The sequence below is a fragment of the Lactiplantibacillus plantarum genome, from assembly GCF_014131735.1.
GTDB classification, from domain to species: Bacteria; Bacillota; Bacilli; order Lactobacillales; family Lactobacillaceae; genus Lactiplantibacillus; species Lactiplantibacillus plantarum.
Map to the genome: position 1 here is coordinate 1,513,597 of NZ_CP039121.1, position 16,235 is coordinate 1,529,831.

The window sequence follows — 16,235 nt, forward strand, 5'->3', positions numbered from 1 at the left end:
TGGTGGAGTGGTAAACAATGGATTTTGCATACCGGTCGGATATTGGCCAACAACGTGAAGAAAATGAGGACTATGTCGGCTTTTTTCAAAATAAAGCGGGCATCAATTTTGCAATTGTTGCGGACGGTATTGGTGGCCACCAGGGGGGCGATGTCGCTTCCGAGATGGCAGTCTCGCACATGGGTTTTCGGTTTGAAAATACAACATTCAAGGAACCCAATGATGCCGTCAAGTGGCTAGCAAGTGAAGTTCAAGATGAAAATCAGCATATTATTGAAAAGGCCCGTGAATTTTCAGATCTAAACGGCATGGGTACGACAATGGTCGCCGCTTTGCTTTTTGATCAAAAGTTTTTGATGGCTAACATTGGTGATAGTCGGGGCTATCTTTTTCGCGATGGGCAACTCCACCAACTGACGGAGGATCATTCTTTAGTCAATGAGTTGGTCAAGCGAGGAGAGATTTCAGCCGAACAGGCCCGACAACATCCGCAGAAAAATATTATTACGCGGACACTAGGCATCTCACCAGATGCGGATATCGATACGAACCTTTACCAGATACAACCTGGGGACCAATTGTTATTATGTTCAGATGGGCTGACGAATATGGTGACTGACCAACAGCTTGCGACGGTTTTGGCAACGACGCAGACTTCGACCCAGAAGTGTGAGACGTTGATCAAATTAGCCAATGCAGCTGGTGGTAAGGATAACATTACGGCGCTGCTGATGGCGCTTGATGGTGAGGTGGCCAGTAAATGACACCCAACTATACCCTTAGCGGACGATATCGGATCGTTCGGTCCTTAGGTGAAGGTGGGATGGCCAACGTTTACTTGGCACATGACTTAATATTAGATCGTGATGTTGCGGTCAAACTGCTCCGGTTAGACTTACGTGATGATCCTAAGACCATCAAGCGATTCCAACGTGAGGCACTGGCAACGACGGAACTTGTTCACCCCCACATTGTCAGTTTGTACGATATTGGCGAAGAAAATGGCATGCAATACTTGGTCATGGAATACGTCAAAGGGATGGATCTTAAAAATTATATTAAAGAGAACTTTCCGTTACCGTTACAGCAAGTAATCGACATCATGGAGCAGATATTAAGTGCCGTGGCAACGGCCCACGCGCATAATATTATTCATCGGGATTTAAAACCACAAAATATTTTAATTGATGAGCAGGGCAATGCTAAAATCACTGATTTCGGCATTGCGGTCGCGTTATCTGAACATACCATGACGCAGACTAACACGATTTTAGGTTCGGTCCATTATTTGTCACCGGAACAGGCCCGCGGTAGCATGGCGACAAAACAATCGGATATCTATTCGTTAGGGATTATTTTATATGAGATGTTAACAGGCTCAGTTCCTTTCAAGGGTGAGACGGCAGTTTCCATTGCGTTAAAGCATTTTCAAAATGCAATGCCATCCGTGCGAGAGTTTGATGCGGATATTCCGCAGGCACTTGAAAACGTCGTCTTGCAGGCGACAACGAAAGATCCACGGGAACGTTATGCTACGGTCGAGGACATGGCCGCTGACTTATTGACGGTGCTTGCTAGTAACCGTGCGGGCGAAAAGCGCTTTGTACCGCAAGATGTCGGTAATGATGAGACTAAGATCATGCCCAGTGCGGATATTCAAGCAGCAATTGCGGCCAATCAAGACGGTAAGACCCAGGTCGTGGCGCATAAAAGCAAGCAACCAACACTCCAGCGCCCGGCTGAAACGACTGAGAGTCAGACAGATGCTGATGAAGAACCGTTACCAACACGTTCTTGGTCCAAACGACATCCGTTGCGGCGTCGGCTCCTCTTTTGGGGCGGTATTATTTTGTTATTAGTCGTGGCCGTGATCGTCGGTTTGGAATTAAGTCGGCCACAGATGACGACGGTGCCGAAAGTAACGGGCTTAAGTCAGCGTGCCGCAACTAAGGTCCTCAAAAAACACCATCTCACGGTCGGGACTGTTCAACATGCTAAAAGTAATCAGGTAGCCAAAAATCAGGTGATCAAATCAACGCCCAGTGTTAAGACGCGGGTCCAAGAACGTGCTCGCATTAATTTGGTTATCAGTAACGGTGCCAAGGTTATGAGCTTTGGTAATTATGTCAATGATAATTACCATGATGTTCGACAGACGCTTAAATCGGCGGGATTCAAAGTTAAGGAAACTTACAGTACGTCGTCGGTTGCAGCAGGACAAATCATCAGTCAGGATGTTGTCGCTGGTAGTCGCGTGATGCCGACAGATACGACGGTGACGTTTACGGTCAGCGCTGGTAGCCGCTACGTCGAGCTAAAAGATTTAACTGGTGAGAGCAAGAGCGATATTCTGGACTATGCTGAGGCAAATGATCTTAATGTTAACTTTAAGCAGGGCTACTCTTCGGAACAGAAGGCAGGTTATTCCTATGATCAAGATCCAGATGGCGGTGGCAATGTCCGGACTGGGTCGACTATTACGGTGACCATGTCAAGGGGCAGTGATAATAACGTGACGACACCACAGAATTTTTATGTTAAACTAACGGTGCCATACAAAGCGTTATCGGCCACCACTGCCCAGGCCAACGATGTTAAGATTTATTTGTATGATGATACCCATATGATTGAGACCGTTTATCGCGATATTGCAATCATGCGGTCGACTAAGATTAGTTTACCGTTTCAGCTGACCGGTAATACGAAGGGGCATTACCGAATCGTGCGTAACGGGGTTACGATCATGGAAAAGAAGAATATTACAAGCAAAAATGCAACAAAATAAAGATAAGTCATGCGCAATGCATGACTTTTTTGGTACAATAGAGAAAAGTGGACCGTACCAAATAATATAAAAGGTGGTGCTAATTTGAAAATTGGACAAATTCGGCAATCGCTAAGCGGCTTTTATGACGTTTATGCTGATGGCCAAATGTATCGGACCCGTGCACGCGGGAATTTCCGGAAGCGGCGGATTACGCCACTTGTCGGCGACAATGTGGAGTTTGATGCGGCGACCCCACAAGAGGGCTACGTGTTAAATATTCTTGATCGACAGACCCAGTTGGTACGGCCGCCAGTGGCTAATGTTGATTTAGGTATCGTGGTAACCGCTACAACGGAACAAGAATTTTCAACGAATTTATTGGATCGACAACTGGTAGCTTTGGCAGTGGCAGGTATTGAACCATTACTCTACTTTGCGAAGACTGATTTACTAACCGATGAGGTGTACCAACAACGATTAACATTAGCGGACGCTTATCGGCAGATTGGTTACCAGGTCATCTGCGAACGAACCGCATTTTCACCGGCCGCCTTAGCCGCAGTTAAAACGGCTCTGGCTGGTCATGTGGCGGTTGTCATGGGCCAAACTGGTGCTGGTAAGTCAACACTGCTAAATCATTTACAACCAGGGCTGGCGTTAGCGACTGGTGAAATCTCGCAGGCGCTGAATCGTGGGAAACATACGACCCGTAAAGTCAGCTTGATCCCGATTGCGGATGGGTTGGTCGCTGATACGCCGGGTTTCTCATCCTATGAAGTTTTCGATATTGCCGCTAACGAGTTGCCCCATTATTTTCCAGAGTTTGTGCGACTTAGCGCTGATTGCAAATACCGAGGCTGTGTGCATATTAACGAACCGCAATGTGCGGTTAAACAGGCATTGGCAGCTGGGGAGCTGTTAGCAAGTCGCTATGATAATTATTTACAATTCTATGAAACCATTAAAAATAAAAGAGTAATCTATAATAAGAAAAAGTGAGTGAGACTAATGATTAAAGTTGCCCCTTCAATTTTAAGTGCAGATTTTGCGAACCTTCAACGTGACGTTCAGATGGCTGAAAATGCCGGTGCCGATGCGTTGCATATTGACGTGATGGATGGTCAGTTTGTCCCCAACTTGTCATTCGGAATGAGTACTGTGGCGGATTTACGGCCAGTAACGTCATTAATGTTAGATTGTCATTTAATGATTATGGACCCAGAGCGGTTTGTTGGGCAGTTTGCAAAGGCCGGTGCAGATTTGATTGGTGTGCACGTTGAAAGTACCCGTCACATTTATCACGCCTTACAATTAATCAAAGATGCTGGTGTGAAAGCCGAAGTGGTCGTGAACCCCGGAACACCACTCAGCATGATTAGTGAATTATTGCCACTAGTGGATCAAGTTTTGATTATGACCGTCAATCCTGGTTTTGGTGGTCAACATTTTCTGGACCAAATGGTTGCTAAAATTGCGGCGTTGAACGAATTGAAGCAACAACACGGTTATCAATTTGAGATTGAAGTTGATGGTGGAATCAACGACCAGACCGTCAAGGCGTGCTATGACGCTGGTGCTACGGTCGCTGTTGCTGGTTCGTATGTCTATGACAGTGCGGACCCAGCGCAACGTATTCAAGATTTGAAGGTGGCGACCAATTAATGGCAACCATCGTAAACTTACTGGTTGGCGGACCGACCGCTAATTATCCAGCAGATTTAACGACGATTCCAGGACCATGGGTCGGCGCTGACCGTGGCGCGTTGCGTTTGGTGAAACGTGGTATCCAGCCCGTGATGGTCGTAGGTGATTTTGATTCAATTGATGCGGCTGAACTCCAGACTGTCAAAGATGCGTTGGTGGGCGCTGTCGTTGTCAAACCCGACCAAGACCATACGGATACACAATTGGCGATTAAATCCATTTTCGAGCAGTTGCAACCGGATGAAGTGCATCTATATGGTGCCACGGGTGGTCGGTTAGACCATTTACTGGCCAATATGTGGTTAGTACTTGATCCGGTATTTCGTCAGTGGGCTCCGCAGATCAAACTGATTGATAAGCAAAATTCGGTTCGGTTCTTTCTACCAGGGGACTACCAGATTACGAAGGAAGCGGATAAACGCTATTTGGCGTTTGTACCGCTGATGCCGATGCATCTCACGTTACCCGATGAGAAGTATCAGTTGGACGCTGCTTATAATGCGTACCCGATTTCATGGGCCAGTAACGAATTCAGTGGCAATACTGGTCACTTTAGCTTTGATGCGGGGGTTCTAGCTGTTATTCAAAGTCGTGATGACAGCATGGCGGATGCGTAGGGTACCCAAAGGTTTCAGCTAAAATAAGACCGGTCGGTGAGTCATAAACTCATCAACCGGTCTTTTAATATGCAGTAACGACGTATCATCGGGGAGCTTGTTGGTGAAACGTGCTGATGTTTAGGTCGGTGGTCGTTAGTAGACCTAACCGGAAAGCTTATGTTGAAGCAGAACTTTTTGGTCAGACCCAGCTGGTTGTTTCCGACGATGGTACGGCAAGCACCCTCAATGATTCAGGTCATCATAATGGGCTGGTCAAGGCTGAATTATAAACTTTATAAAAAGTTGACGAGAAATTAGTAATTTTAGACAACAAAAAACGCCAGCCACAAAAAAATGTGCTGGCGATTTGCTGCGCTAAACGCGCGTAACTTTACCTGATTTCAAAGTCCGAGCTGAAACCCAAACCTTCTTTGGTTTACCATCAACTAAAATGCGAACTTTTTGCAAGTTAGCTTTCCAGCTGCGGCGGCTGTGGTTTAAAGCGTGAGAACGCGTGTTACCAAAGTGCGTCCGTTTGCCTGTAACGTAGTCTTTTGCCATGTTGATCTGCCTCCTTCGGTAATTCATTGATAAAAGGTCGTCTTTATCATTCACTAGAATAATTTATCATAGATTAATAAAGGTTGCAATACATTTCTATCAAGTAATTTTACTTTACTGCTAAATTCCCAGTTTCCGGGCTTCTGTTAAGCAGTCGCTTAATTTTTCTTTCAAGAGTGGTTGTGCTATGATAAACTATCGTAAATGAACGCGTTAAAACAAGGAGGCTATTTTCATGGCTGTCAAAATCAAAACGCAATTTGGAACCATTGATATTGATAATGATGTTATCGCGACGGTCGTCGGTGGCGCCGCAACGGATAACTACGGGGTTGTCGGTATGGCGAGTCGGAACCAGATTCGTGATAATGTTAATGAAATTTTACGCCGCGAAAACTATGCGCGCGGTGTGGTTGTTCGCCAAGAGGATAATGGGGTGGCTATTGATGTCAACATTATCGTCAGTTATGGGACCAAAATTTCAGAAGTCTCACGCAATGTCCAAGCCAAGGTCAAATATAACTTACAAAACATGCTTGGCGTTACGGCCAATTCGGTCAACGTCATTGTCCAAGGTGTCCGGGTAATGAACGACTAAATTGATGTTGGTGGAAGCCAAGGAGGAATTTTGAAATTGAAAATCACCACGATTACTAATCTTGAATTTGGCAAAATGGTGCAGGCTGCTTCACAAAAGCTGAACCAACGTGCTGAATTTATTAATTCTTTGAACGTCTTTCCGGTACCAGATGGTGATACCGGGACTAATATGAGCTTATCGATGGCCAGCGGTGCCAAATATGAACGTGAAGAAACCAGTACAAAAGTAGGCGACCTAGCGTCAGCCTTAGCCAAGGGACTCTTGATGGGGGCCCGTGGTAATTCTGGTGTGATTCTATCACAAATTTTTCGGGGCTTTTCTAAAGCCGTAGCGGATAAGGAGAGCTTAACCGCTAACGATTTAGCAGCCGCCCTCGCAGCCGGTGCTCAGACCGCCTACAAGGCCGTTATGAAGCCGACTGAAGGAACTATCCTCACTGTCATCCGCAAAGCTGCTGGTGCCGGTAAGGAAGCTGTTAAAACGACCGATGATATTTGTGAAGTTATGGATGCCGTCGTTACGGCTGCTGAAGCTGCATTGAAGTCCACGCCGGACTTGTTACCCGTTTTAAAACAAGTTGGGGTTGTTGATTCCGGTGGTCAGGGGCTGACCTTCGTGCTGGAAGCCTTTAGTGACTCATTAAGCGGCAAGGTCGACGAATCACAGGACTATGTTCCGGACGATGCTGAAATGGATTCGATGATTGATGCTGCCCACCATCAAAGTGTGCAGGGGCAATTAGACCCGAATGATATCAAGTATGGCTACTGTACCGAAATTATGGTGCGAATCGGCGATGGTAAGTTAGTTGATCACAAGTTCGACTATGACACTTTCTATGAGTACTTAGCAAAATTGGGCGATTCATTACTTGTCATCAACGATGATGAAATCGTTAAGGTGCACGTTCATACGGAACATCCTGGCGATGTCATGACGTGGGGCCAACGTTTTGGGGCGTTGATCAAAGTTAAAGTTGATAATATGCGTCTACAACAAGAAACCATCATGGAACATGATAAGGAAGACGAAGCGCAAGCCGCTGCTGAGCCCGCCTTACCTTCACAACCACAAGTTGACATGCATGGTTATGCGATCATCTCTGTGTCATCGGGTGATGGGATCGGCAAGCTATTTAAGGGCTTGGGTGTCACCGACATCATTGCTGGTGGTCAAACGATGAATCCAAGTACCGCGGATATCGTCAAAGCTGTTAATGACAGTGGTGCCCAACAAGCATTAGTATTGCCAAACAACAAAAACATCTTTTTGGCAGCTGAACAAGCTGCGGAAGTTGCCGATGTCCCAGTTAAAATTATCCACAGTCAGACGATTTCGCAAGGCATGACTGCAATGTTGGCATTCAATGCTGAAGCTGATTTAGACGATAATCAGGCCGCGATGGAAGAAACCTTGAGTACGGTTGTTAGTGGTCAAGTCACACATGCTGTTCGCGACACGACGATTGATGGCCTTGAAATCAAGAAAGATGATTACATGGGCTTAGTTGATGGCAAAATCGTAATTACGAATCCAGATCGCGATACCGCTGCTTTGGATATGGTCAAAGCCATGCTCGACGAAGATAGCGAACTCGTAACGATTATTTACGGCAAGGATGCAACTAAAACTGACGCTGATCATTTGGCAGCTAAGGTGCAAGAGTTGGATGATGAATTAGAAATTGAAATTCATGAAGGTGACCAACCAGTTTACCCATTCCTTGTGTCAGTTGAATAGGACTAACCGTTAAAAATAGGGCTTAGCAGTGATGCTGGGGCCTGTTTTTGTACGGACGGATACTTCCCGCGGGATTGAAACGTTTTTTTGGTATAATTAATATTGGTAAAGGCAATTATTTTAGAAAGGGCGGTGGTCAGGCATGGGACAACAGTTGAGTGACGCGGTTGCAACTTTAAGTGGTGTCGGCCCAGCCCGCCAAAAAGGTTTAGCGGAGCTTGGGATTAATACGATTGCAGATCTATTGACCTATTATCCCTTTCGCTATGAAGATCTACAGGTCAAAGACGTCAATGAAATCGCCGATCAAGAAAAGGTGACACTAAAGGGTACTGTGGCTTCTGAACCTGTGCTAGCACGGTTTGGCCGTAAGAAGAATCGCCTGAATTTTCGCTTGTTAATCGACCATGACGTCTATATGGTGACTTTTTTTAATCAACCATACTTGATGAAACAGATTGAGACTGGCCAAGATTTAGCCGTTTATGGCAAGTGGGACGCCACGCGCAGTAGCTTGACGGGAATGAAGATCATCAATCCCAATAATGCGGATTCAGCGTTTGGTTCGATTTATCCGGCCAGCAAGACGGTCAAGCAGGGGACGATTCAGAAGATGATCAAACAAGCATATGAGTTATATGCCCCAGTCATTACGGACATTGTGCCTGCTAACTTACGTGCTAAATACCGACTGTTACCGCGGCGCCAAATGATTCATGATATGCACTTCCCAGCTAGTCAAGCCGATTCAACGGCCGCTCGACGCTCAGCGACCTACGAGGAGTTCTTGTTGTTTCAAATGCAAATGCAAGTTCTGAAGCAAACGGACGCGACGACGAACGGTATTGCGATCGCTTATGACAATGACCGACTAAAGGCGTTTATTAAAACACTGCCATTTGAATTGACCCACGCCCAAAAACGTGTCGTCAATGAAATTTGTTTGGATTTGAAGTCACCGAAGCATATGAATCGGTTGCTTCAAGGTGACGTGGGGTCCGGGAAAACGATTGTGGCTGCCATTGTCATGTATGCGGCGATTACCGCTGGTTATCAGGCCGCGTTGATGACGCCAACCGAAATTTTGGCTGAACAACACGCAAATAACTTGGCCCAGGTCTTTGCCGACACGGATGTCAACGTCGCACTGTTAACGGGTGCGACCAAGCCAGCTGCCCGCAAGACATTGTTAGCAGCGCTGGCTGCTGGTGAGATCAACTTATTGATTGGCACGCACGCCCTGATCCAGGACGGGGTGACTTATGCTAATTTGGGATTAGTTATTACCGATGAGCAACATCGCTTTGGGGTTAACCAACGGGCCGCCTTTCGTCAAAAAGGCGGGCAACCTGATGCACTAGCCATGACGGCAACACCAATTCCAAGGACATTGGCGATTACGGCGTATGGTGAAATGGACGTTTCTGAAATTGATGAATTACCGGCTGGTCGGCAACCGATTCAAACCACTTGGGTACGGAGCAACCAAGCTAATTCGGCGTTAAGCTTTGTTCATCAACAGATTGACAATGGATCGCAAGCCTATGTGGTGACACCATTGATTGAGGAATCCGAGACGCTGGATGTTAAAAACGCCGAGGCTCTGTCAGCTAATTTACAAGAGTATTTTGGGGCGAGTGTTAAAGTTGGACTGTTGCACGGTCGAATGAAACCTGAGGAAAAAGACGCGGTCATGGCGGCTTTTAAGGCGGGAGACATTCAGTTACTTGTTTCCACGACCGTGATTGAAGTGGGTGTTGACGTCAAGAATGCCACAATCATGATGATTTATGATGCTGACCGTTTTGGCTTGGCGCAACTACATCAATTACGCGGACGCGTCGGTCGTGGGACCAAGGCTTCATACTGTATTTTGGTGGCTGATCCCAAGAACCAGCAAGGGATTGAGCGGATGCAGATCATGACGCAGACAACAAATGGTTTTGTTTTGGCACAAAAAGACTTAGAATTACGAGGAGCCGGTGATGTGCTGGGTGTCAAGCAATCGGGAATGCCGGAATTTAAAGTGGGTGATCCGATTGCGGATTTGACCGTGCTACAAGTTGCCCAGCAAGATGCCCACGCAATCGTACAGCAACCGGATTGGCAAAGTCAACCGGATAATCGGGCACTAGCCGCCTATTTGAGCCAGAAGTTGGCTGCGGTGGGGACGCTCGATTAATAACCTAAATACAGTACTGTGATGAGAGGAATGGTGACACAATGATTAAAATTGCGATTGATGCCATGGGTGGCGATTACGCCCCTAACGCTGTGATCGAGGGGGTCGAACAGGCTCGTGATTTATTTGAGGATACGGTCTTTTTATTATATGGTCAACGCGATGTGATTAACGCGCAACTGAAGAACCGTGATCGGATTCAAATCATCAATGCTGATGAAGTTATTACGATGGAGGATGAACCCGTACGTGCCGTTCGCCGTAAGAAGCATTCATCAATCGTAATGGCGGCTCAGGCCGTGAAGGATGGCCAGGCGGACGCCTTCTTTTCTGCCGGTAATTCGGGGGCCGTTCTGGCGGCCGGGTTATTTATCGTGGGCCGGATCAAAGGCATCGACCGACCGGGATTAGTGACGGTATTGCCAGTGGTACGCAATGCTAACCAATCGAACTTTGTGATGATGGATATTGGTGCTAATGCTGATAGTAAGCCACTGAACTTGCAACAATACGGTGTGTTAGGGACGTACTATGCAGAACGGATGATGCAAGCTAAGCATCCACGGGTTGCCTTACTCAATAACGGGACGGAAGATGACAAGGGAAATAAGGTCCATAAGGCAGCGTTTGAACTCTTGTCACAGACTGACGGTATCAATTTTGTCGGTAATGTTGAATCCCGGGACTTATTGAACGGGGTTGCTGATGTCGTCGTAACGGATGGTTTTACGGGTAACGCCGTTTTGAAGAGCATTGAAGGTACGGCGCGTTCCATGCTCGGTTTAGTGAAAGATGCCGTCTATGACACCGGTATCAGTGGCAAGTTAGGCGGCCTATTGCTTAAGAATGGGTTTAATGAAATCCGGTCTCAAATGGACTATTCTCAGTACGGTGGCGCGGTCTTACTAGGATTGAAGGCGCCGGTCGTTAAGACGCACGGTTCCAGCAAAGCGCCAACAATCGTGAATACTATCCGCCAAATTCGCCAGATGGTCAGTACGGATATCGTCCCAGGAGTTGCGGAATATTTTGCTAATCAACAAGCTAATCAGCAAGCAAGTGTAGACATTCCTGCTGAAAACGATTAGAATACTTTAGTGAATTCAAGTTAGTGAGGGATCTTTACATGACGAAAGAAGAAATTTTCGATAAAATTGCGGATATCATTGCTGATCGGTTCGAAGTTGATAAAGCAACGATTACCAACGAAATGAACTTGCAAACCGATTTGGATGCTGATTCCATCGATTTTGTTGAGTTTGTACTGGAATTAGAAGACACCTTTGGTAGCGAAATCTCAGACGAAGATGCCGAAAAATTGTCAACGGTCGGCGAAGTCGTCGATTACGTGGCAGCGCACCAAGCAAAATAAGTTAATTGACCAAGCAAAAACAGGTAGCCAACATGGTTACCTGTTTTTGCTTGTCTGACTACGAAAGTACCGATATCATTGTTATTGACCACTAAATCATAGTATAATGTTATGATATGCAATGTGTGACCTGTTGACTGACTGATTATCAGATGAATCCTTACTTAAGCGGACTTTTAACTTGTGTTTCTATATTGTTGGCTTCTGATCATCCACGGTCGATTGCCACGGCTGGGTGAAACTGAACATTGCGTGTAAGAGTAGCACTGAATACATGTCGGAAGCACTCGAACGGCAGATGAATGACCACCTTAAATAATGATTCATGCTAAGTTAGGCACCACCAGTAACAGATTGTGATAACTGGCTGATCCAATGGGGTTAGTCGATAGAATGATAACGAAAGGAAGTTTCAAATGATTACAGAATTAGCTGCAATGTTGAAGGAACGGTTTGGCATTGTGTTTAACGATCCCGATTTATTGGCGGAGGCGTTTACACAAGCCTCGTATGTCAATGAACATCAGGACCAACAGTTGAAGTATTACGAACGGGTCGAATTTTTGGGGGATGCCGTCTTGGAGTTAGTGGTGTCCGAATATTTATACAAACGTTATAAAGACATGCCCCAAGGTAAGTTGACTCGTTTACGGGCCGCCATGGTTTGTGAAGAAAGTTTTGCAAGCTTTGCCCGTGAATGTGACTTTCCTCAGTACATCCGGTTAGGCAAGGGCGAACAAAAAGCGCATGCTTGGGAACGAGATTCACTTTTATGTGATATTTTTGAATCATTTGTCGGGGCACTGTACCTGGATCAAGGACGGGAACCTGTTTTGAAGTTCGTTCATCAAGTAATTTTTCCTAAGCTGGATGAGGGTCGTTTTGATGGCGTTTTTGATTATAAGACGACCTTGCAAGAATACTTGCAACGGGATGGCGATGTCGCAATCGACTATCAATTAATTGAACAAGATGGTCCAGCCAATGAGCGGTCTTATGAGATTGCCGTACTTGCCGATGGTCAAAAAATCGGTGAGGGCTGGGGGCATTCCAAGAAGGAAGCCGAACAGAGCGCTGCTCGGCAAGCTTATTCACAATTACAGCAAAAGTAACCATTAATAATTACAGGAAGTTTGTGTCGAATGCAACTTAAATCATTAGAAATCAGCGGATTTAAATCATTTGCTGATAAAACCAAAATTGATTTTCAAGCCGGAATGACGGGGATTGTCGGCCCAAACGGTAGTGGTAAGAGTAACATTATTGAAGCTATTCGCTGGGTCCTCGGAGAACAGGCCGTCAAAAGTTTACGCGGCACTAAGATGACCGACGTCATTTTTGCCGGCTCGGCTAATCGAAAACCGTTGAATATGGCTAAAGTCACGATCACGTTTGATAACAGTGACCACTTTTTACCTTTGGATTACGCAGAAGTTAGTATTACGCGGAAACTCTTTCGTAACGGTGACAGCGATTATTTAATTAATAATCAGAGTTGCCGGTTGAAAGATATTACGAATTTGATGATTGATACTGGTCTGGGAAAAGACTCATTTTCAGTGATTTCTCAAGGTCGTGTTGAGGCGGTCTTTAATGCGAAACCAGAAGAGCGCCGCAGCATTATCGAAGATGTCGCTGGGGTCTTAAAGTACAAAAAGGATAAGTTCACGACGGAGAATAAATTAGCGGAAACGACGGATTATTTAGACCGCGTGAACGATATCATTGCTGAATTGAATCAGCAAAAGGGGCCGTTGGAAGAACAGGCGAGTCTTGCCCGGGATTATCAAGATCAAAAACAAAAATTTGATTATTTGGACCGTTCGCGGCTCGTTAAGAAGTTGACGATTGCTCGTGATCAACTACAAGGTGTCAATGAAAAGTTAGCTAGTGCCAAGGCGTTAGTGGCTAAGTATCAGCAACAAGTTGATGCTGGTGCAACCAAGCTAGCTAATTTAAAAACCCAGCAGACAGCTCAATTAAAGCAAAAAGATGAGCTGGTAGCACAAAATCTTGAGCTGATTAAGACCATCGAAAACACGCAAGGACAACAAGGGGTTGACGCTGAACGGCGGCAAAACCAACAGTCTGAGCAGGAACGGCTGACGGCCAGTTTGACCGCAACTGAGCAACAGATTGCGACGCAAACCGAGCAACAAACCCAATTAGAACAAACATTATCTGAGCAGCAAGCCCAAGTTAAGGCAGTCAAAGCGCAAGTTGCCGAGTTAACGACGGCAACGAGTGCGGCCGGCCGTCAGCAGTTGGCTGATGAGCTGGAAAAATTACGCAATGCTTATATTGATGAAAAACAAGTTCAGGCTGAACTGAATAACGAAGCGAAGAACCTCGTTAAGCAACATCAACAGTCTGGCAGTCAGAGCACAGCGTTAGCAGAACGGCTAGCACAGGCTCAGGCTAACTTGAAACGGGTGCAGACGACCGTAGACGTGCACAATCGTGAGCAACGTGATTTAGAAAATCAAGTTAATCAGCAGCAGGCCACGCTAACAGCCCAACAAGCCCAAGTAAAAACGAATGCAGAGCGGATCGACGAGCAACAGCAACGTTGGTTAGACGCGGCTGGCTTGATGCAGCGTGAAAAGTCACGGCTAGAGGCGTTGCAAGCTGTTCAGGAACGCTATACGAACTTTTATGCGGGCGTTCGAATGGTCTTACAACATCGCCAACAGTTTAGTGGCGTTGCCGGGGCCGTTTCAGAACTCCTGACCGTTCCTGATCAGTATACTAAGGCGGTCGAAGTTGCGCTGGGCGGACAGTTGCAAAATATTGTTTGTGACACACAACAGACGGCTAAAACTGTTGTTAATTTCTTAAAACAAAATCACGCCGGTCGGGCAACCTTTTTGCCTATCGAGCGGATCACAGCTCGTCAACTTCCCGTTAACACTGAGCGCGATTTATCACAACAACCTGGTGTGTTGGGCGTGGCTAGCGAGTTGGTCGATTGTGAATCACGATTGACGGCAATCAAACGTTACTTGTTAGGAACAACGGCGATTGTGGACACGCTAGACCACGCGATGGCAATTTCACGGAGCAGACGTTTTCGGTGCAAATTGGTAACCATTGATGGTGAAACGATTGCGGCCAGTGGGGCCATCACCGGTGGTGCGACTCGCCATGATGATAATGGGCTACTCCAACAGCAACAATCCGCGGAAAAAATTGCAGCTAATGTTGCCCAGATGCAGTCTGAATTAGTAACCTATGAACAAGGGCTAGCAGACCTTAAAAAAGCTAACCAAGACTTGACGGTTCAGGTTGAAACGACCCGCCAACAACTAAGTGAACTTAAGGATCGCCTTAGTCAGACACAGGCCCAGTTACAGGCGGCACAGAGCGAGCAAACGCAGCTAAGTCGTCAAGTTAAGGCTTTAACTTATGAGCAGCAACAGACGCAAGCTGATGATAGCTATGAAGACTTAGTGGCTCGTAATCAACAAGCGCAAGCGGCTAATGCGGCTAAGCTTAAAGACTATCAGGACCAAATGAAAACAGTCCAACAACAGCAAACGGATTACGAAAGTTATCAACAGACTCAAACGACGAAATTACAAGCCCAGCGTGAACAACTGATTACGTTGCAGGAACACGTGAAACAAACGCAACGACAATTAGAACAATGTCAGGCGACCTTGGCGCAAAATGAAGAGACGAAAAAGCAAATTCAAGCGGATTTAACAGCAATTAAAACAACGTTAGCGAGCCAGCAAATGTCGGTCGCAGAACGCGATACGGTCTTGAAAACAGCTAAGGCTAAACAGGCTGCGGTTGAAGAACAACGGAAAACGTGTGAACAACAGCTAGCAACGCTTAATGATCAGGTTGAAGAATTATCGACCCAGCAAGTTCGGTTGCAACAACTCGCAGCGGCCGCAACGGATGATTACCGTCGCTTGGAATTAAGCCAAACAAAATTGACTGGCGAAGTCGACCACGCCACGGCTGATCTGGCTGAAAAGTACCAGTTGACAGTTGCCGCAGCACAAGCTGACGTCAGTGACTTAGCGTTACCTGCGATTACAGAACAGTTGAAACTGCTTAAACGGGGCTTGGATGAGATTGGAACGGTAAACCTCGGCGCGATTGACGAATTCGAGCGGGTCAAGGAACGCTTTGACTTTCTCAATAACCAAGCTTCCGATTTAACTGAAGCCAAGGAACACTTACTGCAAACAATGGCTGATTTGGATACGACCGTTGCCACCCGCTTTAAAACGGCATTTGATCAAGTCGCTAGCGAATTTAGTACGATTTTTGAACAGATGTTTGGCGGCGGTAAGGCTGAATTGATCTTGACCGACCCAGAACATTTATTGACCAGTGGGGTTGATATCATGGCCCAGCCACCGGGCAAAAAATTTCAGCGATTAAGCTTACTTTCTGGTGGGGAACGGGCGTTAACGGCTATTACGTTATTATTTGCCATTTTAGCAGTGCGCCCCGTGCCATTCAGTATCTTAGATGAAGCCGAAGCTGCGTTAGACGATGCCAACGTGGATCGGTTCAGTCAGTATTTGAATGATTTTCAAACGGGAACGCAGTTTGTGATCATTACTCATCGAAAAGGAACAATGATGCACGCTGACGTACTTTATGGGGTAACCATGGAAGAGTCAGGTGTCTCCAAGATGGTCTCAGTCTCCTTGGCAGATTTAAAAGATGAACAAAAATAATTAAAGGAA

14 protein-coding genes are annotated in these 16,235 nt (G+C 46.2%); 13 read left to right on the forward strand and 1 reads right to left on the reverse strand.

Annotated features, from left to right (window positions below):
- Positions 1 to 17: 17 nt before the first annotated feature.
- The 6 genes from E5260_RS06970 (at position 18) to E5260_RS06995 (ending at position 5,360) form a co-directional block, all read left to right on the forward strand.
- Positions 18 to 764 (forward strand): Stp1/IreP family PP2C-type Ser/Thr phosphatase, encoded by a 747-nt coding sequence (locus tag E5260_RS06970; RefSeq protein ID WP_003640367.1) that lies wholly within the window; start codon positions 18 to 20, stop codon positions 762 to 764.
- A complete protein-coding gene (gene pknB, locus E5260_RS06975) occupies positions 761 to 2,785 on the forward strand; it encodes a Stk1 family PASTA domain-containing Ser/Thr kinase (RefSeq protein WP_003640368.1) in 2,025 nt (674 codons plus the stop codon). The genes E5260_RS06970 and pknB overlap by 4 nt, the downstream gene beginning before the upstream one ends.
- Before the next feature lie 84 nt (positions 2,786 to 2,869).
- Positions 2,870 to 3,766, forward strand: coding sequence for a ribosome small subunit-dependent GTPase A (rsgA, locus tag E5260_RS06980; protein WP_003640369.1), 897 nt, complete (start codon positions 2,870 to 2,872; stop codon positions 3,764 to 3,766).
- 9 nt (positions 3,767 to 3,775) lie between these two features.
- Positions 3,776 to 4,429: a ribulose-phosphate 3-epimerase gene (rpe, locus tag E5260_RS06985; protein ID WP_003640370.1), complete on the forward strand. Its 654-nt coding sequence runs from the start codon at positions 3,776 to 3,778 to the stop codon at positions 4,427 to 4,429.
- Entirely contained in the window at positions 4,429 to 5,088 is a 660-nt protein-coding gene (locus E5260_RS06990; RefSeq protein ID WP_003640371.1) for a thiamine diphosphokinase, read from the forward strand. The genes rpe and E5260_RS06990 overlap by 1 nt, the downstream gene beginning before the upstream one ends.
- 110 nt (positions 5,089 to 5,198) lie before the next feature.
- On the forward strand, positions 5,199 to 5,360 hold the full coding sequence (locus E5260_RS06995) for a hypothetical protein (protein WP_162531550.1): 162 nt from the start codon (positions 5,199 to 5,201) through the stop codon (positions 5,358 to 5,360).
- Positions 5,361 to 5,445: 85 nt separating this feature from the next.
- On the opposite strand, the gene rpmB is transcribed toward E5260_RS06995, so the two are convergent.
- Positions 5,446 to 5,631 (reverse strand): 50S ribosomal protein L28, encoded by a 186-nt coding sequence (gene rpmB / locus E5260_RS07000; RefSeq protein ID WP_003638622.1) that lies wholly within the window; start codon positions 5,629 to 5,631, stop codon positions 5,446 to 5,448.
- A gap of 235 nt (positions 5,632 to 5,866) precedes the next feature.
- On the opposite strand from rpmB, the gene E5260_RS07005 reads away from it, so the two are divergent.
- The 7 genes from E5260_RS07005 (at position 5,867) to smc (ending at position 16,226) form a co-directional block, all read left to right on the forward strand.
- Positions 5,867 to 6,229: an Asp23/Gls24 family envelope stress response protein gene (locus tag E5260_RS07005; protein WP_003638623.1), complete on the forward strand. Its 363-nt coding sequence runs from the start codon at positions 5,867 to 5,869 to the stop codon at positions 6,227 to 6,229.
- 36 nt (positions 6,230 to 6,265) lie between these two features.
- Entirely contained in the window at positions 6,266 to 7,972 is a 1,707-nt protein-coding gene (locus E5260_RS07010) for a DAK2 domain-containing protein (RefSeq protein WP_003644321.1), read from the forward strand.
- 142 nt (positions 7,973 to 8,114) lie between these two features.
- Positions 8,115 to 10,154 carry an ATP-dependent DNA helicase RecG gene (recG, locus tag E5260_RS07015; RefSeq protein WP_003640374.1) on the forward strand — a complete coding sequence of 680 codons (2,040 nt, stop codon included), beginning with the start codon at positions 8,115 to 8,117 and terminating at the stop codon, positions 10,152 to 10,154.
- Between the two features lie 41 nt (positions 10,155 to 10,195).
- The gene (plsX, locus tag E5260_RS07020; RefSeq protein WP_003640375.1) at positions 10,196 to 11,242 is read left to right on the forward strand and encodes a phosphate acyltransferase PlsX; all 1,047 of its coding nucleotides are present in this window, start codon (positions 10,196 to 10,198) and stop codon (positions 11,240 to 11,242) included.
- A 38-nt stretch (positions 11,243 to 11,280) separates the two neighbouring features.
- Positions 11,281 to 11,526, forward strand: coding sequence for an acyl carrier protein (gene acpP / locus E5260_RS07025; RefSeq protein WP_003640376.1), 246 nt, complete (start codon positions 11,281 to 11,283; stop codon positions 11,524 to 11,526).
- A gap of 416 nt (positions 11,527 to 11,942) precedes the next feature.
- The gene (rnc, locus tag E5260_RS07030) at positions 11,943 to 12,638 is read left to right on the forward strand and encodes a ribonuclease III (protein WP_003640377.1); all 696 of its coding nucleotides are present in this window, start codon (positions 11,943 to 11,945) and stop codon (positions 12,636 to 12,638) included.
- A 30-nt stretch (positions 12,639 to 12,668) separates the two neighbouring features.
- Positions 12,669 to 16,226, forward strand: a complete 3,558-nt coding sequence (smc, locus tag E5260_RS07035) for a chromosome segregation protein SMC (protein WP_003640378.1) — start codon at positions 12,669 to 12,671, stop codon at positions 16,224 to 16,226.
- The last annotated feature ends 9 nt before the right edge of the window (positions 16,227 to 16,235 follow it).

Bases quoted from the DNA above. Each gene is read 5' to 3' on its own strand.
- acpP (WP_003640376.1), top strand. From the start codon at position 11,281: ATGACGAAAGAAGAAATTTTCGATAAAATTGCGGATATCATTGCTGAT.
- rpe (WP_003640370.1), top strand. From the start codon at position 3,776: ATGATTAAAGTTGCCCCTTCAATTTTAAGTGCAGATTTTGCGAACCTT.
- recG (WP_003640374.1), top strand. From the start codon at position 8,115: ATGGGACAACAGTTGAGTGACGCGGTTGCAACTTTAAGTGGTGTCGGC.
- E5260_RS07005 (WP_003638623.1), top strand. From the start codon at position 5,867: ATGGCTGTCAAAATCAAAACGCAATTTGGAACCATTGATATTGATAAT.
- plsX (WP_003640375.1), top strand. From the start codon at position 10,196: ATGATTAAAATTGCGATTGATGCCATGGGTGGCGATTACGCCCCTAAC.
- E5260_RS06970 (WP_003640367.1), top strand. From the start codon at position 18: ATGGATTTTGCATACCGGTCGGATATTGGCCAACAACGTGAAGAAAAT.
- pknB (WP_003640368.1), top strand. From the start codon at position 761: ATGACACCCAACTATACCCTTAGCGGACGATATCGGATCGTTCGGTCC.
- rpmB (WP_003638622.1), bottom strand. From the start codon at position 5,631: ATGGCAAAAGACTACGTTACAGGCAAACGGACGCACTTTGGTAACACG.
- smc (WP_003640378.1), top strand. From the start codon at position 12,669: ATGCAACTTAAATCATTAGAAATCAGCGGATTTAAATCATTTGCTGAT.
- E5260_RS06990 (WP_003640371.1), top strand. From the start codon at position 4,429: ATGGCAACCATCGTAAACTTACTGGTTGGCGGACCGACCGCTAATTAT.
- rnc (WP_003640377.1), top strand. From the start codon at position 11,943: ATGATTACAGAATTAGCTGCAATGTTGAAGGAACGGTTTGGCATTGTG.